The following is an 18,504-nucleotide window of genomic DNA, read 5'->3' as shown; positions in this document are numbered from 1 at the left end:
TGCTATGAAAAGTATTGTGATTGAAAAACCGAATACGCTGAATATTGCCGAGCTACCGGTACCAGAACCCTCTGCAGGCGAAGTCAGGGTTAGGGTGAAACTGGCGGGAATTTGTGGTTCTGACAGCCATATTTATCGCGGACACAATCCATTTGCAAAATACCCACGCGTGATTGGCCACGAGTTTTTTGGCGTGATTGATGCGGTAGGTGAAGGTGTTGACCGTTCGCGAATGGGCGAGCGAGTATCAGTTGATCCGGTTATCAGTTGCGGACATTGTTATCCCTGTTCAATTGGTAAACCTAACGTTTGCACATCGCTGGTGGTGCTGGGCGTGCATCGCGATGGCGGTTTTAGCGAGTACGCTGTCGTGCCAGAGAAAAATGCCTGGACGATCCCCGATGCCGTGCCTGATGAGCATGCCGTTATGGTTGAGCCTTTTACCATCGCCGCAAACGTAACCGGGCAAATAAATCCAACAGAAAACGATATTGCGCTGATTTATGGCGCGGGTCCTATGGGGCTGACCACCGTACAGGCGCTTAAACGTGTCTATAAAGTAAAAACCGTGGTGATTGCTGACAGAATCGATGAACGCCTTAGCATGGCGAAGCAGTGCGGTGCAGACTGGGCAGTCAATAATAGTCAGCAATCGTTGCAAGATTTCCTGACGGAAAAAGGGCTAAAACCGACCATCATCGTGGATGCAGCTTGTCATCCATCTATTTTACAGGAGGCTATCACGCTGGCATCGCCAGCCGCGCGGATTGTTCTGATGGGCTTCTCCAACGATCCTTGTCAGATTGTTCAACAAGGCATTACCGGGAAAGAACTTTCAATTTATTCCTCAAGATTAAATGCGAACAAATTCCCGGTTGTTATTGATTGGTTAGTCAACGGACTTGTCGATCCTAACCAACTTATTACCCATACTTTTGACTATCACCACGTTACCGACGCAATTGAATTGTTTGAGAAAGATCAGCAGCACTGCTGCAAAGTTTTACTCACATTCACTGAATAATATAAATAACTGCGAGTAAGTGGTACGCATCTTACCTCTTAGAGATAGCCAATATGAATCAAGAAAAACACGAAAGATCAACGAAGGATCTGGTCAGAGCCGCCGTATCCGGATGGTTAGGTACTGCGCTCGAATTTATGGATTTCCAATTATATTCTCTGGGGGCCGCGCTGGTATTCCATGAGATATTTTTCCCGGAACAGTCTGCAGCGATGGCGCTCATTTTAGCAATGGGTACCTATGGTGCAGGATATATTGCTCGTATCGTCGGAGCATTTATATTTGGCAAAATGGGAGATAGCATTGGGCGTAAAAAGGTGCTGTTTATTACCATCACCATGATGGGGATCTGCACAACATTAATCGGCGTACTGCCAACGTATGCGCAAATCGGTATCTTTGCTCCCGTATTGCTGGTGACGCTGCGTATCGTACAAGGGCTTGGCGCGGGGGCTGAAATCTCGGGCGCAGGGACTATGCTTGCTGAGTATGCGCCAAAAGGCAAACGCGGCATCATTTCCTCGCTTGTCGCCATGGGGACAAACTGTGGAACCCTTAGTGCAACTGCTATCTGGGCTGTGATGTTCTTTGCTCTTGACCGGGAAGAACTGTTAGCCTGGGGCTGGCGAATTCCGTTCCTGGCAAGTGTCGTGGTAATGATTTTTGCCATCTGGTTACGTATGAACCTCAAAGAAAGTCCGGTATTTGAGAAAGTTAATGATGAGGAAAATTCTCCTGCATTAAATAATTCGTCGGAAAATACACTAGGGGCGATGTTTACCAGTAAATCCTTCTGGCTGGCAACCGGTTTACGGTTTGGACAGGCGGGTAACTCTGGGTTAATCCAAACCTTCCTTGCTGGGTATTTAGTGCAGACGTTGTTATTTGATAAATCAATACCCACCGATGCTTTAATGATTAGTTCGGTACTAGGATTTATTACGATACCGCTGCTCGGCTGGTTGTCTGATAAGTTTGGTCGCCGGTTGCCTTATATTATTCTGAATATTTCGGCAATTATTCTGGCTTACCCAATGCTCTCAATCGTCGTGGATAAAACGTATAGTCCGGGCGTTATTATGACGGCACTGATTGTTATTCATAACTTTGCCGTATTGGGATTATTTGCTCTCGAAAATATTACCATGGCTGAAATGTTCGGTGCCCGTAACCGATTCACACGCATGGCGATTTCAAAAGAGGCGGGTGGGCTGGTTGCCGTTGGTTTTGGTCCGGTTCTGGCTGGTATCTTCTGTAACATGACTAACTCCTGGTGGCCAATTCTGGTGATGATAATTGCCTACTCACTGATCGGTTTGGTTTCCGCGCTGCTGATGCCAGAGGTGAAAGACCGCGATCTGAGTGCGCTTGAGGATGCTGCTGAGGTGAGTAAAGCCGATAAGATGCGTTGTTCAGCGACCCAGACAAGCTAATCCACAGCCGCAGCATGAACGGAGGCGTTCGTTCTCCGTTTATGCTGGTACACAGCTTTAAGTGATGTCATACCAATCATTAAAAGCTTAATGCAAATCAAAACATACAACCATACAGGCGTTACTCTGAATCAATCCTGATTTCATTGATAAGTAGGTCATACCATGCAAAACAAGCTCTTAACGGCAAAGGCTGCACTTCCCGACTACGATCGTACAAAACTGGTCCCGCGTATTGTTCATCTGGGGTTTGGCGCATTTCACCGCGCACATCAGGGGGTTTACGCTGACATTCTCGCTGCAGATCACGGCAGTGACTGGGGCTATTGCGAAGTGAACCTGATTGGCGGCGAGCAGCAGATTGCCGATCTGAAACAGCAAGATAACCTGTATACCGTTGCAGAAATGTCCGCAGATGCATGGACTGCAAGAGTCGTGGGCGTGGTGAAAAATGCGCTGCATGCGCAGGTTGATGGGCTGGAAAGCGTGCTGGCTGCGATGAGTGAACCGCAGGTTGCGATTGTTTCCCTGACCATTACCGAGAAAGGGTATTGCCATTCTCCGGCGACCGGTCAATTGATGTTAGACAACCCGATGATTGCCGCCGATCTACAAAATCCAAAACAACCAAAAACTGCGCCAGGCGTTGTGGTTGAGGCGCTTGCACGCCGCAAAGCTGCGGGGTTACCCGCTTTTACCGTGATGTCCTGCGACAACATGCCGGAAAACGGTCATGTGATGCGCAATGTTGTCACCGCGTATGCCCGGGCGGTGGATGCGGAACTGGCTGCGTGGATCGAACAACATGTCACATTCCCGTCGACAATGGTTGACCGCATTGTCCCTGCAGTTACCCAGGATACGCTGGACAAAATTGAACACATTACCGGCGTACGCGACCCGGCAGGCGTGGCATGTGAACCGTTCCGTCAGTGGGTTATAGAAGATAACTTTGTCGCTGGCCGCCCTGAATGGGAGAAGGCGGGAGCGGAGCTGGTTGCTGATGTCATTCCGTTTGAAGAGATGAAACTGCGTATGCTCAACGGCAGCCACTCTTTCCTTGCTTATCTGGGGTATCTGGCGGGATATCAGCACATTAACGATTGCATGGGCGATGAAAATTATCGCCTCGCCGCGCGCGCGCTGATGTTGCAGGAACAAGCGCCCACGTTAAAAGTGAAAGGAGTGGATCTTCCGCACTATGCCGATCTGTTAATTGAGCGCTACAGCAACCCGGCACTGCGTCATCGCACCTGGCAGATCGCGATGGACGGCAGTCAAAAACTGCCGCAGCGTATGCTGGACTCCATTCGCTGGCACATTGTGCACGGTAGCCACTTTGAACTGCTGGCGCTGGGCGTGGCTGGCTGGATGCGTTACGTCGGCGGTGTGGATGATCAGGGCCAGGCGATTGAAATCAGCGATCCGCTGTTACCGGTGATCCAGAAAGCGGTGCATAGCAGTAACGAGGGCGAAGATCGTGTCCAGGCGCTGCTGGCGATCGATGCTATTTTTGGTCGTGAACTGCCGCAGGTAGAATTGTTCAAGAATCAGGTCACACAAGCCTATCTTGCTTTACTGGCTGAAGGGGCGAAAGCAACCGTTGCGAAGTATGCAGCAAAACTGAAGTAACGAGAACATCATTTAAGTCGCCATCTGGCTATAAACGGGCCAGATGGCGCATTGTTTTCTGGCATTCACACCAATTAGTTCATGCCCAAACGAATCAGTTCGAGGGGGGCATATTTACCTTCACACCCTTCGATTTCCACTGTTTTCCCGCGGCGAATTTGCTCCGCGGTCAGGCCATCGGTATCTATCGCTGTAATGCGGCCTGTAAGTCCGGTGTCGCTAATCATGACGCGGCTGCCAGTGGTGATTGCGTTACGGTTACGATCGTATGTTTTCATGGTGTTTTCTCCTTTCCAACTTACCGTCAAAGCCCGTGGGCTCTAGTCCCACGTAACGGGCGCAATATAAATACGCTTCTCGTTAATGATTTTTTTTGTTTTCGATCAAAATCACAGCTTTTTTTATGCAGATGTGCGGGAGAGGAGAAACTCACCTCGGTGTGAGGTGAGCGTAATATTAATCTTCGCTGAACCAGTCGCTATTTTCCTGACGGATTAACTGAACGGACTCACCAATTTCCTGGAGATGCAGCATCATTGCGCGCTCTACGGCATCGCCATCATGTTTCTCAAGTGCGGTAAAAATATCGTGATGCTGACGCAGCAGCATTTCAGGCGGAGAGATATGATCCAGGCTCATATAGCGAACGCGGTCAATCGTGGCCTTAATATTCTCAACGGTGTCCCAGGCGAGCTGGCACTCGGCGATTAAAGCCAGTTTCTGATGAAATTCGTCATCTAGCTGGAAGAAATCATTGATTTGTTTTCGATCAATCGCGATGCGTTGCTGATGCAGATTTTGTTCGAGCTGATAGCACTGTTTATCGGTGATCAGTGATGCGGCGCGGCGGACCACGGCACATTCAATTGCCTGGCGAACAAAACAGCCGTTCTGCACCTGCGACAGCGAAATTTTGTTTACGTAGCTGCCACGCTGCGGGCGGATCTGAATCAGACCGTTCTCTGCCAGTTTGATGAATGCTTCTCGTACCGGCTGGCGTGACACATTAAAGCGTATGGAAACCTCTTTCTCCGACAGCGGCGTACCGGGTGCAATCAGACAGTGCACGATATCACGACGAAGAATACGGTAAATCTGTTGATTTACCGGTTGTGTAGGGTTGAGCTGCGTTTCTACGGTCATTCATTCTTACTTTTTAGAGAGTTAACCCGGAGATCTTATCACTTATTTCAGGCTATCTATACCCGGCGCAAGGCCGGGCAGAGAAATTAGCTCCGATGAATACTCAGTCCGGCAAAAGACTGTGTGACAGGCATCATTTCAAGGGTGTTAATGTTGACATGAGCGGGTAAGGACGCCACCCACCATACCGCTTTTGTAACATCTTGCGGGGTCAGCGCAGTGGTATTTTCGTAGGCTTTTTCAGCTTTAGCGTCATCGCCTTTGAAACGTACGTTAGAGAATTCCGTACCGCCAACCAGACCAGGTTCAATGTCGGTAACGCGAATCGCAGTGCCGTGTAAGTCAGTACGTAAATTCAGGCTAAACTGGCGAACAAACGCTTTGGTCGCACCGTAGACGTTCCCGCCAGCGTATGGCCAACTTCCCGCGGTAGAACCGATATTGATAATATGACCGCGGTTGCGCTCAACCATGCCTGGCAGAACGGCACGGGTCATATAAACCAGGCCTTTGTTGTTGGTGTCGATCATATTTTCCCAGTCTTCAACGCTGGCCTTGTGGGCTGGCTCAAGGCCCAGCGCCAGTCCCGCGTTGTTGACCAGAACATCAATATCGCGCCATTCAGCGGGTAAGGCGTCCAGCATCTCTTCAATTGATGCACGATTACGTACGTCCAGTTGCGCGGTATAGAGGCGGTCACCCAGCTCATCTTTGAGTTCCTGCAGGCGCTCCTGGCGGCGTCCGGTGGCAATAACTTTATGCCCATTCTCAATAAAACGACGCGTAATGCACTCACCAAAACCTGCGGTTGCTCCGGTTACTAAAACGATCATCTCACTGTTCCTCAACGCTTTTTATGTAGTACTACCATAGCACGTCATTTCCGTTCAGAGCTATTCCTGCTTAACGCGATTGCGGTCGATTACCGGGAAGTCTACTCTGGTAAACAAATCGTTTTCAGGAGTGAAAGATGTCGTTAACGAATCCATTTTTACATCACAGCACATTGCCGTATCAGGCACCGCAGTTTGATCAAATCGACGTGCAGCATTATCGTCCAGCGTTTGATGAAGGCGTGCGGCAAAAACGCGCCGAGATCGACGCTATTGTGCAAAACTCACAGGTTCCTGATTTTGCTAATACGTTGCTGGCGCTTGAACAAAGCGGAGTGCTGCTCACGCGTGTGACCAGCGTTTTCTTCGCGATGACGGCGGCGCACACCAACGATGAACTACAGCGCCTTGACGAAGAGTTTTCCGCAGAGCTGGCGAACCTTGCCAATGATATTTATCTCAATGGCGCGCTTTTCGCCCGTGTCGAAGCCGTCTGGCAGAGGCGTGGTACGTTAAGTCTGGATAGCGAATCAATACGTCTGCTGGAGGTTGTGTATCAGCGTTTTGTACTGGCCGGCGCCCGTCTGAACGAGACCGATAAAGCCAAACTTAAAGCGCTCAATACGGAGTCAGCCACGCTGACCAGCCAGTTCAATCAACGGTTGCTGGCAGCAAACACGTCAGGTGCTATGGTGGTGGATGATATCCGGCAGCTGGAGGGGCTGAGCACAGAAGAAATTGCCGTTGCTGCCGAAGCTGCAAGGACGAAAGGGCTTGAAGCGCGTTGGGTTATCCCGCTATTAAACACAACACAGCAACCGGCGCTTGCGGTTTTACGCGATCGTCAGACCCGCGAAAAACTGTTCACCCGCGCATGGATGCGGGCTGAAAATGATGATGGCAACGACACGCGAGCTATTATTCAGCGACTGGTAGCAATCCGGATGCAGCAGGCGCAACTGCTTGGTTTTGCCAATTACGCAGCCTGGAAAATTGCCGACCAGATGGCAAAAACGCCGGAAGCGGCACTGACATTTATGCGATCTATTGTTCCAGCCGCGCGGGCGCGGGCGTTGGATGAGCAGGCTGAAATCCAGAACGTTATCTTTCAAGAACACGAGTCGTTTAGCGCCGAGGCCTGGGACTGGTCGTTTTATGCCGAGCAGGTCCGTCGTGAGAAATATGACCTTGATGAGGCACAGCTCAAACCTTACTTTGCCCTGGATTCGGTGCTGAACGAGGGCGTTTTCTGGACGGCCAATCAACTCTTTGGCATCAAATTCGTTGAGCGATTCGACATTCCGGTTTATCACCCGGATGTTCGGGTATGGGAAATATTCGATCATGATGGCGTAGGGTTGGCGCTATTTTACGGTGATTTCTTTGCCCGGGAATCAAAAAGCGGCGGAGCCTGGATGGGCAATTTTGTTGAGCAATCGCTGCTTAACGAAACCAGACCGGTTATTTACAACGTCTGTAATTATCAAAAACCTGCGCAGGATCAGCCTGCATTGCTGCTGTGGGATGATGTTATTACGCTATTTCATGAATTTGGACATACATTGCACGGTCTGTTCGCCACTCAGCGTTATGCCACGCTTTCTGGAACCAACACTCCGCGTGATTTTGTCGAGTTTCCTTCACAGATCAACGAACATTGGGCGAGCCATCCTCAGGTCTTTGCCCGTTTTGCCCGACATGTTGATACCGGGGAGCAAATGCCGCAGGCATTGCGGGATAAAATGCAGCGGGCCAGTCTGTTTAACAAAGGTTACGACATGACCGAACTGCTCAGCGCTGCATTGCTGGATATGCGCTGGCACTCTCTGGAGTTGAGCGAGTCATCTCATCCGGTCGATCAATTTGAACAGCAGGCGCTGGCGGCGGAAGGTTTGGATCTCAAGGCCGTGCCGCCGCGTTATCGCAGCAGTTATTTTGCCCATATCTTCGGTGGCGGTTATGCCGCAGGTTATTATGCCTATCTGTGGACGCAAATGCTGGCCGATGACGGCTATCAGTGGTTCGTAGAGCAGGGCGGATTAACCCGTGAAAACGGACAGAAATTCCGCGAAGCAATTTTGTCCCGCGGAAACAGCACTGATTTAACTGAACTTTATCGCCAGTGGAGCGGGCGTGAACCGCGCATGGAACCCATGCTGGAACATCGTGGCTTGAGCGCTTAAGACTGGTCAGCCAGAAAATTGAACCGGGCGTGGTGCCCGGTTGTTAGCTGGATTTTTTCTTCAGTAAAATGAATCGTTGTTGGGTATTGATGCCTTGCATCTCATAGAGACGCTCGGGTAGGGAGTGCTGCTGGTGAAAGGTCGGCATTGTTTTCCTGTTCTTACGTTACTTGACTGGTTTGCTTTGGGAAGGAAGGTAGGTATTGCCGCAGTTGGGGCAGACTAACGTTATGTTGTTTTTTATTCTCGACAGGCTGTGCATTGACTGGCGGCAGCAGTGAGGACAGGTACTTTTCACTGGTCGTAAAGTACGCATCTTAATATCTTTGAGTATCGACATATTGATTGTCCTTGTGATGGGGTGCTTACCATACACTATGAAGCAATAAATAGCTCATTTTATAACCATTGCGATGACATGGATTACTGTACGGTTTGCAAGAATCTTATGAGCGGCCAACATGTCTTATAGAAGGTAGTTACGTTTCGTTTAACGTTCATTGGGGTTGTCGATGATAGATTAGCCAACTATCCGTTATCTTCGCAGGGAATTGCCAGGTAGCGTATAAAAGCAAAACACAAATCTATCCATGCAAGCATTTACCGCTGGTTTATCCGGCGGTTTTTTTTTATCTGTACATCAGGGAAAAGGTGCCGGGAGGGGGAATTCAGGTAAAAAAATGGCCCCTTGTGCAGCTACGCAGCAAGGGGCCGGGTCGGTTCAGGACTATCTCCGTTCATCAATCATCCCATCTGTGGCTAAAATACGCGGCCAGGAAACCGGAAAATAAAATAATTCCCAGAACAGCCATAAAAATATTCATATTACCCAGCATAGTAAATGCTCCTTTATTTGTGAGTTTCCTCTCTTACCTTAAGTTCACCTCGCTTATGACTATAGTAGCAATTCAATCTTAAACAAAGGCTGAACTGTGTGATTATTTCGGCGGAAAAGTAAAATTTTGACGTGATTACGTCGGGAAAAATAAATAATAGTGACAAGGCACGGTTATCTGCGAACAAATAACCATGTTTTTATACCGGGGCACGCCGTTATGACCGTGTGTGACAGACACAGATTGTTGCACGTTTATAATGCAGAGTTGTCTCATTGTGGTTCAATGTTTCACGCGATTAATCCTTCTGGCGGCAAAAATTAATACTGATTTTTGTGCCTAAAATTCTAATTCATTGATTTTATATGATGTTTTAATATCTGGCATCGTTTTTGCCTTATCACTTCTGAATACCCTTAATTTGCACCGTTATGTCTGCCCGGCTGCACCGGAGCTTTCAACAAGACTAATTTCAGGAGTGAAACTATGCAGCGTCGTACATTTTTAAAAGCTTTTGCGCTTTCCGCCTCTGTTGTCGCAATGGGAATGAGTTTTAGTGTTCAGGCGGCCGACACTATTAAGGTTGGCATCATGCATTCGTTATCCGGCACCATGGCTATTTCCGAAACGCCGCTGAAAGATGTGGCGTTGATGACTATTAATGAAATCAATGCGCAGGGCGGTGTGTTGGGCAAAAAGCTGGAACCGGTGGTGGTTGACCCGGCTTCGAACTGGCCGTTATTTGCTGAAAAAGCACGTCAGTTACTGAGCCAGGACAAGGTAGCGGCGGTTTTCGGTTGCTGGACATCGGTTTCGCGTAAATCGGTTTTACCGGTATTTGAAGAATTGAACGGTCTGCTGTTTTACCCGGTGCAATATGAAGGTGAGGAGATGTCGCCTAACGTCTTCTATACCGGCGCTGCGCCTAATCAGCAGGCGATCCCGGCGGTTGAGTATCTGATGAGTGAGGACGGCGGCAGCGCTAAGCGCTTCTACCTGCTGGGTACGGACTATGTCTATCCGCGTACGACTAACAAAATTTTACGCGCCTTTTTGCATTCGAAAGGCGTGGCCGATAAAGACATCGAAGAGGTGTATACCCCATTCGGACACAGCGATTACCAGACCATTGTTGCCAGTATTAAAAAATTCGCCGCAGGGGGAAAAACGGCGGTGGTATCGACCATCAACGGGGATTCTAACGTTCCATTCTATAAAGAGTTAGCGAACCAGGGCCTGAAAGCCACGGATGTTCCGGTGGTGGCATTCTCTGTGGGTGAGGAGGAGTTGCGCGGTATCGATACTAAACCGCTGGTGGGCAACCTGGCTGCGTGGAACTACTTTGAGTCCGTAGATAATGCGGCCAACAAGAAGTTCGTCGCGGATTACCGGGCGTATGCTAAAGCGCATAAGCTGCCGAATGCTGATTCGGTGGTGACCAACGACCCTATGGAAGCCACTTATGTTGGCCTGCATATGTGGGCGCAGGCAGTAGAAAAAGCCGGAACTACCGATGTGGATAAAGTCCGGGCGGCTATGGCAGGACAATCATTCGCGGCACCATCAGGATTTACCCTGACCATGGATGCGACCAACCATCACCTGCATAAACCCGTCATGATTGGCGAGATTGAAGGCAACGGCCAGTTTAACGTGGTGTGGCAAACCGAAGCGCCGGTTCGCGCCCAGCCGTGGAGTCCGTATATCGCCGGTAATGATAAAAAATCTGAACAGCCCGTTAAAACCGCCAGCAACTGATCTTACGCCCTCCTGCGGGAGGGCAACGCTTTGGAGAATGCTCATGAAAGCCATGCGCTTTATTCGTGGTGTGTTGTTGCTGACGTGGCTTTTGCCGTGGATAGCGCAGGCCGCAGATGCCGATACCTTTACCGCCGCCAACCGGACTCAGCAGGCCGCCTTGCTAGAACAATGGTCGGTAAAACCCGACGTTCAACGCTTGCCGGTGCTCAAAGCGCTGAGTGATGAGAACCTGCTGACAGATAACGCGAAAAACGCGTTCATCATGAACGGGTCGCACGTACAACCGCTAGGAACGGCGGCAGGTCCGAACGGCGAGCTAAAAAAAATCCGCCTGACTAACCGCCTGCGTAATCTGGTTGCCGGAACCTTGGCCGTCCACCAGCTATTAAGTGACAGCGTCACGCAAAGGAGCGGGGCAGCGCGTACATTACAGCGTGAGGCCCAGCCGGGGATGCTGCCGTTTTTGCAGCAACGACTGGCCCAGGAGCCCGATGCTGACGTGAAATCCTTACTGGCTATTGCACTGGCAAACCTGCAACTGACGAGCACCTCGCCTGAGATCAGACGTCAGGCAATCGAACTGCTAGGGGCGTCGAACGATCCTGAAACCCAGGCACGCCTGCAGCCATTCACCCATGCTGAACATGAACCTGATGCCCGCGTTCGTGCTGCCGCTGACGAAAGCCTGAATGCCATCGCGCATCGCATGAAGGTTGGCGATCTTCTTGGACAGGCATTTATGGGATTGTCGCTGGGCTCCATTTTGCTGCTGGCGGCATTGGGTCTGGCGATAACCTACGGCTTACTTGGCGTCATTAATATGGCGCATGGTGAGATGTTAATGCTCGGCGCTTACGGTACCTGGATGGTGCAACAGCTGATGGGCCAGTTTTTCCCGCAATGGTTGGCCTGGTATCCGGTTATTGCGCTTCCGGTCGCCTTTTTGCTTACCGCTGGGGTTGGAATGCTACTCGAGCGCGGAGTGATCCGCCATTTATACGGGCGTCCGCTCGAAACCCTGCTGGCAACGTGGGGGATCAGTCTGATGCTTATCCAGTTAGTGCGTATGTCCTTCGGCGCGCAAAACCTTGAAGTCGCTAATCCGGAATGGCTTTCCGGGGGCATTCAGGTTTATGCCAATCTGATTTTGCCGTGGAACCGAATTGTGGTGTTTGGCTTTGCCATTCTGGTGCTGTTCTTCACCTGGCTGTTGTTGAATAAAACCCGTCTCGGACTGCGCGTACGTGCGGTGACGCAAAATCGCAATATGGCGGCCTGCTGCGGCGTACCTACCGGACGAGTGGATATGCTGGCCTTTGGTCTTGGTTCAGGGATTGCCGGACTGGGGGGCGTAGCGCTCTCGCAGTTAGGCAACGTAGGACCGGAGCTGGGGCAAAGCTACATTATCGATTCGTTTCTGGTGGTGGTGCTGGGCGGCGTGGGACAACTCGCGGGGAGTGTAGCCGCTGCGTTTGGGCTTGGGATCTTCAACAAAATTCTTGAGCCACAGGTGGGAGCGGTTCTCGGTAAGATTATGATTCTGGTGCTGATTATTTTGTTTATTCAGAAACGTCCTCAGGGGCTGTTCGCGTTGAAAGGGAGGGTTATTGACTGATGACGATGCCAATGACATTAACGCTGGCGCGTAAAGCGCCGCGCGCGACACGCATCCTGGGGCTGGGTTTACTGCTGGCGCTGATTATTCTGCCATTTCTGGCGCTGTTACCTGCGGATCATCCGCTGGCCATATCGGTGTGGACATTGACTCTGGCCGGGAAAATTCTCTGCTATGCCATTGTGGCTGTGGCGCTGGATCTGGTGTGGGGCTATGCGGGAATGCTCTCGCTGGGCCACGGTATTTTCTTTGCGCTGGGGGGATATGCGATGGGAATGTACCTGATACGCCAGGCTTCCGGCGAAGGATTACCGGCCTTTATGTCGTTTCTGTCGTGGACCGAGCTGCCCTGGTTTTGGTGGGGAACGCAACATTTTATCTGGGCGATGTTGCTGGTTGTGCTGGTGCCGGGCCTGCTGGCGCTGGTATTTGGCTGGTTTGCCTTCCGTTCAAAAATCAAAGGGGTTTATTTCTCCATCATGACCCAGGCCCTGACTTTCGCCGGAATGTTACTGTTTTTCCGCAACGAAACCGGCTTTGGGGGAAATAACGGTTTTACCGGCTTTACCACCATTCTGGGATTTCCGGTGACCGCGACCTCAACCCGTATCGCGCTGTTTCTGGCGACGGTCATGCTGCTGGTGCTGGCAATATGGCTGGGACTGGCGCTGGCCCGCAGTAAGTTTGGTCGAATTCTCACCGCCGTGCGCGACGCCGAGAACCGTCTGATGTTCTGTGGTTACGATCCGAAAGGTTTCAAGCTGCTGGTGTGGACGCTTTCCGCCGTGCTGTGCGGCCTGGCGGGGGCGTTGTATGTTCCGCAGGTGGGAATCATTAACCCCAGCGAAATGTCGCCGACCAACTCGATAGAAGCGGCGATTTGGGTTGCCCTCGGCGGGCGTGGAACCCTGATTGGCCCGGTATTTGGCGCCGTACTGGTGAACGGCGCTAAAAGTCTGTTTACCGTCATTATGCCGGAATACTGGCAGCTGTTTCTTGGCCTGATCTTTATTGGCGTTACGTTGTTTTTACCTCGTGGTGTGATGGGGCTGTTTCGCAAGGGAGACAAATAATGCAGCCAGATGAAGGGCTTTTTACTCGCCAGATGCCTGGCGATCGGTTTCGCAACCAAACGGACCCGGTGCTCCAGTTGGAAAAAATTAACGTTAACTTCGATGGCTTCCAGGCGTTAACGGATCTCACGCTCAATATTGGCGTTGGGGAGCTGCGTTGCATCATTGGTCCCAACGGTGCCGGAAAAACGACGCTAATGGATGTTATTACCGGCAAAACCAGACCGCAAAGTGGTCGGGCGATATACGATCAGTCGACCGATTTAACAACGCTGGACCCCATCGCCATTGCACGTCAGGGTATTGGGCGGAAGTTTCAGAAACCCACGGTATTTGAAGCGTTAACGGTGGAGGAGAATCTGGAGCTGGCGCTGAAAAGCGATAAATCTGTCTGGGGCTCTTTACGGGCGCGCCTCACCGGCGAACAACGGGATCGTATAGATGAAATACTGGCGCTGTTGCGGCTGGGCAACGAGCGGGCCCGCCGCGCCGGGCTGCTTTCTCACGGGCAAAAACAGTTTCTCGAAATTGGCATGCTGTTGGTACAGGAGCCGCATTTACTGCTGCTGGATGAACCCGCGGCGGGTATGACGGATGCGGAGACGGAATACACTGCGGAGCTGTTTCGTAAGCTTGCCGGGAAGCACTCGCTGATGGTTGTTGAGCACGATATGGGATTTGTCGAAACCATTGCCGATCGCGTCACGGTCTTACACCAGGGACGCGTTCTGGCTCAGGGAAGTCTGCGCGAAGTGCAGGCCAACGAGCAGGTTATTGAAGTTTATCTCGGGCGTTAAGGAGCACAGATGCTGCAGGTGAAAGAACTGAATCAATATTATGGTGGCAGCCATATTCTGCGAAGTGTGAACTTTGAGGCGCGTATCGGCGAGGTGACATGTCTGCTGGGGCGTAACGGCGTGGGGAAAACGACGCTTCTGAAGTGCCTGATGGGCCTTATTCCTGCCCGCAGTGGGAGTGTGCTCTGGCAGGAGAAAAATGTCACTCACTGGAAGCCGCATCAGCGGGTCAGGGCCGGGGTGGCGTATGTACCACAGGGGCGCGATATTTTCCCGCGTCTGACGGTAGAAGAGAACCTGCTGCTCGGCCTTTCCCGTTTTTCAGCACAGGAGGCCAGACGTGTGCCGGATGATATCTATGCGCTCTTTCCGGTTCTACAGGAGATGAAACATCGGCGGGGCGGAGATTTGTCCGGCGGGCAACAGCAGCAACTGGCGATTGGACGAGCGCTGGCCAGTCGCCCGCAGTTGTTGATCCTCGATGAGCCCACGGAGGGGATCCAGCCGTCAGTGATTAAAGAAATTGGGCAGGTGATTTCTCAACTGGCGCACCGGGGTGACATGGCCATTTTGCTGGTGGAGCAGTTCTATGATTTTGCGCAGCAACTGGCCGACAAATACTTACTCATGTCGCGAGGCAGCATTATTCAAAGCGGTGACGGTAAAAATATGGAATCCGAAGGCGTTCGAGGGCTGGTCGCCATTTGAGATTCGCGACAGAGCAGCTTTGGCTCTGTCGCGATCATCATTAGCAGACCGCCGTCTGGCCCCAGGGTTTGGCGCGCATACCTTTTATCATTAGCGCCCAGGCAAGAACGATCGCCACCATCAGCGCCACAAACAGCGACCACGGTGGCAATGTGGTTAAAATGACGCCGCTGACTAATGGGTTTACCGCTGCGCCCAACCAGCCTAACGACTGGGCGGAAAAATAGCTGGCTTTCATTCCTGCAGGCGCGATGTTGTCGATGAGCATGTATTCACCCGGCGCGTAAATGACCTCACCGATAGTGAAAAAGGCCGCAGAAATGCCCCATAACACCAGGTTGTTGCCGGAGAAAGTGAAGCCAACCAGACCGACCACAAAGAACAGCGTGCCTACAGTCATTAGCGGGCGGATATTGGTGGCGGTGAGCCTGCGCCCGAGGGCATATTGCAGTGATACCACAATGGCGGCGTTAACAGGCAGGACGACTGCCACCACTTTCTCGGCAAAATCGCCGTCTGCAACCACCATAACGTATTGCGAAATACAGGACGCGAAGGCACCACCAACGAATGACGCCAAAAATGCTGACAGCGTAAACCAGAATAATGCTCTGTCGCGTAGCAGTACCGAGGGGGACCAAACTGCGGCGTTCAAACCTTCTGATGCTGCTGGTGAACGTTTTACCCAGGTCTGGATAAACACCAGAGGGAGTGCTGAACATGCAGCAGCGAGCCAGAACGGCAGGTTAATGCTTTGCATCACCAGTAGCGTGCCCAGCGGTGGGCCTACGGTCCAGCCGATGTTCAGCACGGTATAGTTAAGCGAGAAAATTTTTGTCTTGTTGGTCGCAGAGAGATTATCGGCAAACCAGGCTTTCAGCACCGTGGCGAAGACGGAGTAGGCGCAGTTGATCAGGGCAAAGAGCAAAACCACTACCGCTACGTTATGCACCAGTGGAATAGCAATAAAGCCAGAGGCAAAGCCGCAGATAGCCAGCAGCATATAGCGTTTTTTATCAAACTTGTCGGCCAGAATACCAAAGCCAAGGCTGAACACGACGCCAATGGTCAGTGCGACCGTCATCGCATAACCGATCAGGTCGACGCTCAGATTGTACTGTCGGCTGAGGTAGATCGTCATAAAGGGCAGCGTGGCGCCACGCCCAATCGTTAATAACAATGATGACGCGAGTAACGCGAGAGTGGACCTTCTCAGAGAGATATTCATTTTCCTGCCCGACAATGCATGTTGTTATGTTTTTTTTAGATATCAGAAACAAATAGCATGCTAAAAGTGTGATGTACACTCAATAAGTTGTCCGAAAATGCCCTGTGTGGCCTACCTGAATTAATGATCTGTTACGGCACAACGATTTCCGTTACTTTAATTTGTTTACAAAAATTTAATATTCGCAGGGGCGGTGGTATGTCGCGTAAAGACGGGTTATTAGCGTTACTGGTCGTTGTGGTTTGGGGGCTGAACTTTGTCGTCATCAAAGTGGGGCTACACAATATGCCACCCTTAATGCTGGCTGGGTTGCGTTTTTTACTGGTGGCATTTCCGGCGATTTTCTTCGTTGCCCGGCCGAAAATTCCGCTTTCACTGCTGCTCGGCTATGGGCTGACCATCAGTTTTGGGCAGTTCGCGTTTCTCTTTAGCGCCATCAAATTCGGTATGCCTGCCGGGTTAGCTTCTCTGGTATTACAGGCTCAGGCGTTTTTCACCATCATTCTGGGGGCATTCGCCTTTGGTGAACGTCTGCAAGGTAAACAACGGGTAGGGATTGCGCTGGCCATATTTGGCGTGCTGGTGCTGATTGAGGCCAGTCTGAACGGACAGCATGTCGGCATGCTCGGTTTTATGCTGACGCTGGCGGCGGCACTAAGCTGGGCCAGCGGTAATATCTTTAATAAAAAAATCATGCAGCATACGTCACGCCCGGCGGTGATGTCGTTGGTGGTATGGAGTGCGTTGATTCCTGTTGTCCCATTCTTTCTCGCCTCAATACTTCTCGATGGTCCAACGCAAATTATCCAAAGTCTGGTGACGATAGATATGACCACCATTCTGTCACTGGTTTATCTGGCGTTTGTGGCGACCATTGTGGGTTATGGCATCTGGGGATCTTTACTCGGGCGTTATGAAACCTGGCGTGTCGCGCCGTTGTCGCTGTTGGTGCCGGTTGTTGGACTGGCGAGCGCGGCCGTGCTGCTGGATGAAACGCTTACCGGATTACAACTGCTCGGTGCGCTGCTGATCATGGCTGGATTGTACATCAATGTGTTTGGCTTTCGGTTGCGTAAGACTGCGCAGGCGAGAGGGTAAAAAAAAGCCCCGCAGTGACGGGGCAAAAAAATTACAGGTTGCGCATATTGTAATAAGGCACACCTAATTCGTCGGATTTGTCGCTGCCTGCACCCATATGATTAAAATCGAACGGGGACCGATCGTGCGCAGGCGGCATAATCATCGCGTCACGACTGTTTTGTGTGGCAGGCTGCGCGGTCTGTTCCGCCATGCTCTGGCCCGAAACAACATACAGCAGGGCCAGCATCGCATAAGACAGAAGTTTCATGATTTCCTCGGTTACGTCGTTAACTGGCGATTAGCAATTACATTGATTGAGTGGCAGCAAATAGCGTGATTCGCCGTGCATATTCGTCATACGGTATTTATGCGGCGGAACATCAAAATAGTTTTTGAATGTCCGGGTTAGCGTTTGCTGGGACTCAAAACCGTAACGCTCCGCCAGATAAAGGATCGGCTCGTTACTCTCTTTTAATTTTTGCGCTATTTCAGTCATTTTACGGCTACGGATGTATTGACCCAGTGAATGACCGGTTTCTTTTTTAAACATCCGTTGCAGGTGCCATTTGGAGTAACCTGAACGCTCTGACACCTTTTCCAGCGAGAGCGGCGATTCAAGGTTATTTTCGATCCAGTCCAAAATGCTATGAATAGTGATTGTGTCAGTATTGCGTCTGGACATCGTCATACCTCTTTCTGTTTACGGCAGGATTTTCTTAAGCAAATGCTCAAGCGTGGTCACTTCATCCACCGTTAAGTTTTTTGTTAGTTCCTGGTGCAGGTCTTGCCCTACTAATTGATGACACTGCTCGCAAATTGCCGCGCCATGCTCGGTGAGTTTCACCAGCACGCCTCGCTTGTCATGTGGATTCGGAAGCCTTTCTATCCAGCCTTTACAGGCCAGCCTGTCCAGCATCCGCGTCAGGGCGCCGAGATCGACAGACAGCACTTTTTTCAATTCGACAGGGGTAATACACACCGCGCAACGGATGGAGCAGAGCACCTTGAACTGCGATGCCGTGATATCCAGCGGTGACAGATAGTCGTTTAGCAAACGATCTTTTTTCTGATTAACCATGTAGATCAAACGACCCAGTGGGATGATTTCGTTAAACAGATCACTGGTGCTTTTCACAATGGTTGCCCTGGCAAGTAGTT

Annotated in this window: 18 protein-coding genes; 10 read left to right on the top strand and 8 right to left on the bottom strand. The window is 51.0% G+C overall.

The window, feature by feature from the left end; translation table 11 throughout:
* Window positions 1-4 precede the first annotated feature (4 nt).
* The 3 genes from HVZ52_RS11460 (at window position 5) to HVZ52_RS11450 (ending at window position 4,089) form a co-directional block, all read left to right on the top strand.
* Window positions 5-1,024, top strand: a complete 1,020-nt coding sequence (locus HVZ52_RS11460) for a Zn-dependent oxidoreductase (RefSeq protein WP_181599259.1) — start codon at window positions 5-7, stop codon at window positions 1,022-1,024.
* Between the two features lie 53 nt (window positions 1,025-1,077).
* Entirely contained in the window at window positions 1,078-2,457 is a 1,380-nt protein-coding gene (locus HVZ52_RS11455) for an MFS transporter (protein WP_047359036.1), read from the top strand.
* 165 nt (window positions 2,458-2,622) lie between these two features.
* Window positions 2,623-4,089 carry a mannitol dehydrogenase family protein gene (locus HVZ52_RS11450; protein WP_153690375.1) on the top strand — a complete coding sequence of 489 codons (1,467 nt, stop codon included), beginning with the start codon at window positions 2,623-2,625 and terminating at the stop codon, window positions 4,087-4,089.
* Window positions 4,090-4,163: 74 nt separating this feature from the next.
* Here the strand turns inward: HVZ52_RS11450 and ydfZ are convergent, their stop codons facing one another.
* From ydfZ to ydfG, 3 genes are all read right to left on the bottom strand, one after another.
* Window positions 4,164-4,367: a putative selenium delivery protein YdfZ gene (ydfZ, locus tag HVZ52_RS11445; protein WP_003032393.1), complete on the bottom strand. Its 204-nt coding sequence runs from the start codon at window positions 4,365-4,367 to the stop codon at window positions 4,164-4,166.
* 178 nt (window positions 4,368-4,545) lie between these two features.
* The gene (locus HVZ52_RS11440) at window positions 4,546-5,232 is read right to left on the bottom strand and encodes a GntR family transcriptional regulator (RefSeq protein ID WP_181599258.1); all 687 of its coding nucleotides are present in this window, start codon (window positions 5,230-5,232) and stop codon (window positions 4,546-4,548) included.
* Window positions 5,233-5,318: 86 nt separating this feature from the next.
* The gene (gene ydfG / locus HVZ52_RS11435; RefSeq protein ID WP_181599257.1) at window positions 5,319-6,065 is read right to left on the bottom strand and encodes a bifunctional NADP-dependent 3-hydroxy acid dehydrogenase/3-hydroxypropionate dehydrogenase YdfG; all 747 of its coding nucleotides are present in this window, start codon (window positions 6,063-6,065) and stop codon (window positions 5,319-5,321) included.
* A gap of 137 nt (window positions 6,066-6,202) precedes the next feature.
* On the opposite strand from ydfG, the gene dcp reads away from it, so the two are divergent.
* A complete protein-coding gene (gene dcp, locus HVZ52_RS11430) occupies window positions 6,203-8,248 on the top strand; it encodes a peptidyl-dipeptidase Dcp (protein WP_181599256.1) in 2,046 nt (681 codons plus the stop codon).
* Between the two features lie 740 nt (window positions 8,249-8,988).
* Here dcp and mgtS read toward each other — a convergent pair.
* Window positions 8,989-9,084: a protein MgtS gene (gene mgtS / locus HVZ52_RS11425; protein ID WP_003032406.1), complete on the bottom strand. Its 96-nt coding sequence runs from the start codon at window positions 9,082-9,084 to the stop codon at window positions 8,989-8,991.
* Between the two features lie 486 nt (window positions 9,085-9,570).
* On the opposite strand from mgtS, the gene urtA reads away from it, so the two are divergent.
* Genes urtA through urtE form a run of 5 tightly spaced genes read left to right on the top strand, consistent with a single transcriptional unit; the run spans window position 9,571 to window position 15,038 of the window.
* The gene (gene urtA / locus HVZ52_RS11420; protein ID WP_016156478.1) at window positions 9,571-10,842 is read left to right on the top strand and encodes an urea ABC transporter substrate-binding protein; all 1,272 of its coding nucleotides are present in this window, start codon (window positions 9,571-9,573) and stop codon (window positions 10,840-10,842) included.
* Between the two features lie 43 nt (window positions 10,843-10,885).
* Window positions 10,886-12,460 carry an urea ABC transporter permease subunit UrtB gene (urtB, locus tag HVZ52_RS11415; RefSeq protein ID WP_053389812.1) on the top strand — a complete coding sequence of 525 codons (1,575 nt, stop codon included), beginning with the start codon at window positions 10,886-10,888 and terminating at the stop codon, window positions 12,458-12,460.
* Window positions 12,460-13,533 carry an urea ABC transporter permease subunit UrtC gene (urtC, locus tag HVZ52_RS11410; protein WP_181599255.1) on the top strand — a complete coding sequence of 358 codons (1,074 nt, stop codon included), beginning with the start codon at window positions 12,460-12,462 and terminating at the stop codon, window positions 13,531-13,533. Before urtB ends, urtC begins: the two co-directional genes overlap by 1 nt.
* Window positions 13,533-14,330, top strand: coding sequence for an urea ABC transporter ATP-binding protein UrtD (gene urtD / locus HVZ52_RS11405; RefSeq protein WP_016153067.1), 798 nt, complete (start codon window positions 13,533-13,535; stop codon window positions 14,328-14,330). Before urtC ends, urtD begins: the two co-directional genes overlap by 1 nt.
* Window positions 14,331-14,339: 9 nt before the next feature.
* Window positions 14,340-15,038, top strand: coding sequence for an urea ABC transporter ATP-binding subunit UrtE (gene urtE, locus HVZ52_RS11400; protein WP_047359041.1), 699 nt, complete (start codon window positions 14,340-14,342; stop codon window positions 15,036-15,038).
* Between the two features lie 40 nt (window positions 15,039-15,078).
* Here the strand turns inward: urtE and ydeE are convergent, their stop codons facing one another.
* On the bottom strand, window positions 15,079-16,266 hold the full coding sequence (ydeE, locus tag HVZ52_RS11395; RefSeq protein WP_131405911.1) for an efflux MFS transporter YdeE: 1,188 nt from the start codon (window positions 16,264-16,266) through the stop codon (window positions 15,079-15,081).
* Window positions 16,267-16,464: 198 nt separating this feature from the next.
* Here ydeE and eamA point away from each other — a divergent pair, with 198 nt between their 5' ends.
* Entirely contained in the window at window positions 16,465-17,364 is a 900-nt protein-coding gene (gene eamA / locus HVZ52_RS11390; protein WP_019076776.1) for an O-acetylserine/cysteine exporter, read from the top strand.
* 31 nt (window positions 17,365-17,395) lie between these two features.
* Here eamA and marB read toward each other — a convergent pair whose 3' ends face one another.
* From marB to marR, 3 genes are read right to left on the bottom strand one after another with little or no spacing between them, the layout of a single operon-like run.
* Window positions 17,396-17,614 (bottom strand): multiple antibiotic resistance protein MarB, encoded by a 219-nt coding sequence (gene marB, locus HVZ52_RS11385; RefSeq protein ID WP_016153071.1) that lies wholly within the window; start codon window positions 17,612-17,614, stop codon window positions 17,396-17,398.
* A 30-nt stretch (window positions 17,615-17,644) separates the two neighbouring features.
* On the bottom strand, window positions 17,645-18,028 hold the full coding sequence (marA, locus tag HVZ52_RS11380; RefSeq protein WP_003032424.1) for an MDR efflux pump AcrAB transcriptional activator MarA: 384 nt from the start codon (window positions 18,026-18,028) through the stop codon (window positions 17,645-17,647).
* A gap of 18 nt (window positions 18,029-18,046) precedes the next feature.
* Window positions 18,047-18,481 (bottom strand): multiple antibiotic resistance transcriptional regulator MarR, encoded by a 435-nt coding sequence (gene marR / locus HVZ52_RS11375; protein WP_016153072.1) that lies wholly within the window; start codon window positions 18,479-18,481, stop codon window positions 18,047-18,049.
* Window positions 18,482-18,504 lie beyond the last annotated feature (23 nt).

Origin of the sequence: Citrobacter sp. RHB36-C18 (assembly GCF_013814485.1) — a bacterium.
Taxonomy (GTDB): domain Bacteria; phylum Pseudomonadota; class Gammaproteobacteria; order Enterobacterales; family Enterobacteriaceae; genus Citrobacter; species Citrobacter braakii.
The sequence above is the reverse complement of the archived record's forward strand: the minus strand, read 5'-3'. Positions and strand labels throughout refer to the sequence as shown.

Coding starts and splice junctions, on each gene's coding strand:
- HVZ52_RS11460 (WP_181599259.1), top strand. CDS start 5: ATGAAAAGTATTGTGATTGAAAAACCGAATACGCTGAATATTGCCGAG.
- HVZ52_RS11455 (WP_047359036.1), top strand. CDS start 1,078: ATGAATCAAGAAAAACACGAAAGATCAACGAAGGATCTGGTCAGAGCC.
- HVZ52_RS11450 (WP_153690375.1), top strand. CDS start 2,623: ATGCAAAACAAGCTCTTAACGGCAAAGGCTGCACTTCCCGACTACGAT.
- ydfZ (WP_003032393.1), bottom strand. CDS start 4,367: ATGAAAACATACGATCGTAACCGTAACGCAATCACCACTGGCAGCCGC.
- HVZ52_RS11440 (WP_181599258.1), bottom strand. CDS start 5,232: ATGACCGTAGAAACGCAGCTCAACCCTACACAACCGGTAAATCAACAG.
- ydfG (WP_181599257.1), bottom strand. CDS start 6,065: ATGATCGTTTTAGTAACCGGAGCAACCGCAGGTTTTGGTGAGTGCATT.
- dcp (WP_181599256.1), top strand. CDS start 6,203: ATGTCGTTAACGAATCCATTTTTACATCACAGCACATTGCCGTATCAG.
- mgtS (WP_003032406.1), bottom strand. CDS start 9,084: ATGCTGGGTAATATGAATATTTTTATGGCTGTTCTGGGAATTATTTTA.
- urtA (WP_016156478.1), top strand. CDS start 9,571: ATGCAGCGTCGTACATTTTTAAAAGCTTTTGCGCTTTCCGCCTCTGTT.
- urtB (WP_053389812.1), top strand. CDS start 10,886: ATGAAAGCCATGCGCTTTATTCGTGGTGTGTTGTTGCTGACGTGGCTT.
- urtC (WP_181599255.1), top strand. CDS start 12,460: ATGACGATGCCAATGACATTAACGCTGGCGCGTAAAGCGCCGCGCGCG.
- urtD (WP_016153067.1), top strand. CDS start 13,533: ATGCAGCCAGATGAAGGGCTTTTTACTCGCCAGATGCCTGGCGATCGG.
- urtE (WP_047359041.1), top strand. CDS start 14,340: ATGCTGCAGGTGAAAGAACTGAATCAATATTATGGTGGCAGCCATATT.
- ydeE (WP_131405911.1), bottom strand. CDS start 16,266: ATGAATATCTCTCTGAGAAGGTCCACTCTCGCGTTACTCGCGTCATCA.
- eamA (WP_019076776.1), top strand. CDS start 16,465: ATGTCGCGTAAAGACGGGTTATTAGCGTTACTGGTCGTTGTGGTTTGG.
- marB (WP_016153071.1), bottom strand. CDS start 17,614: ATGAAACTTCTGTCTTATGCGATGCTGGCCCTGCTGTATGTTGTTTCG.
- marA (WP_003032424.1), bottom strand. CDS start 18,028: ATGTCCAGACGCAATACTGACACAATCACTATTCATAGCATTTTGGAC.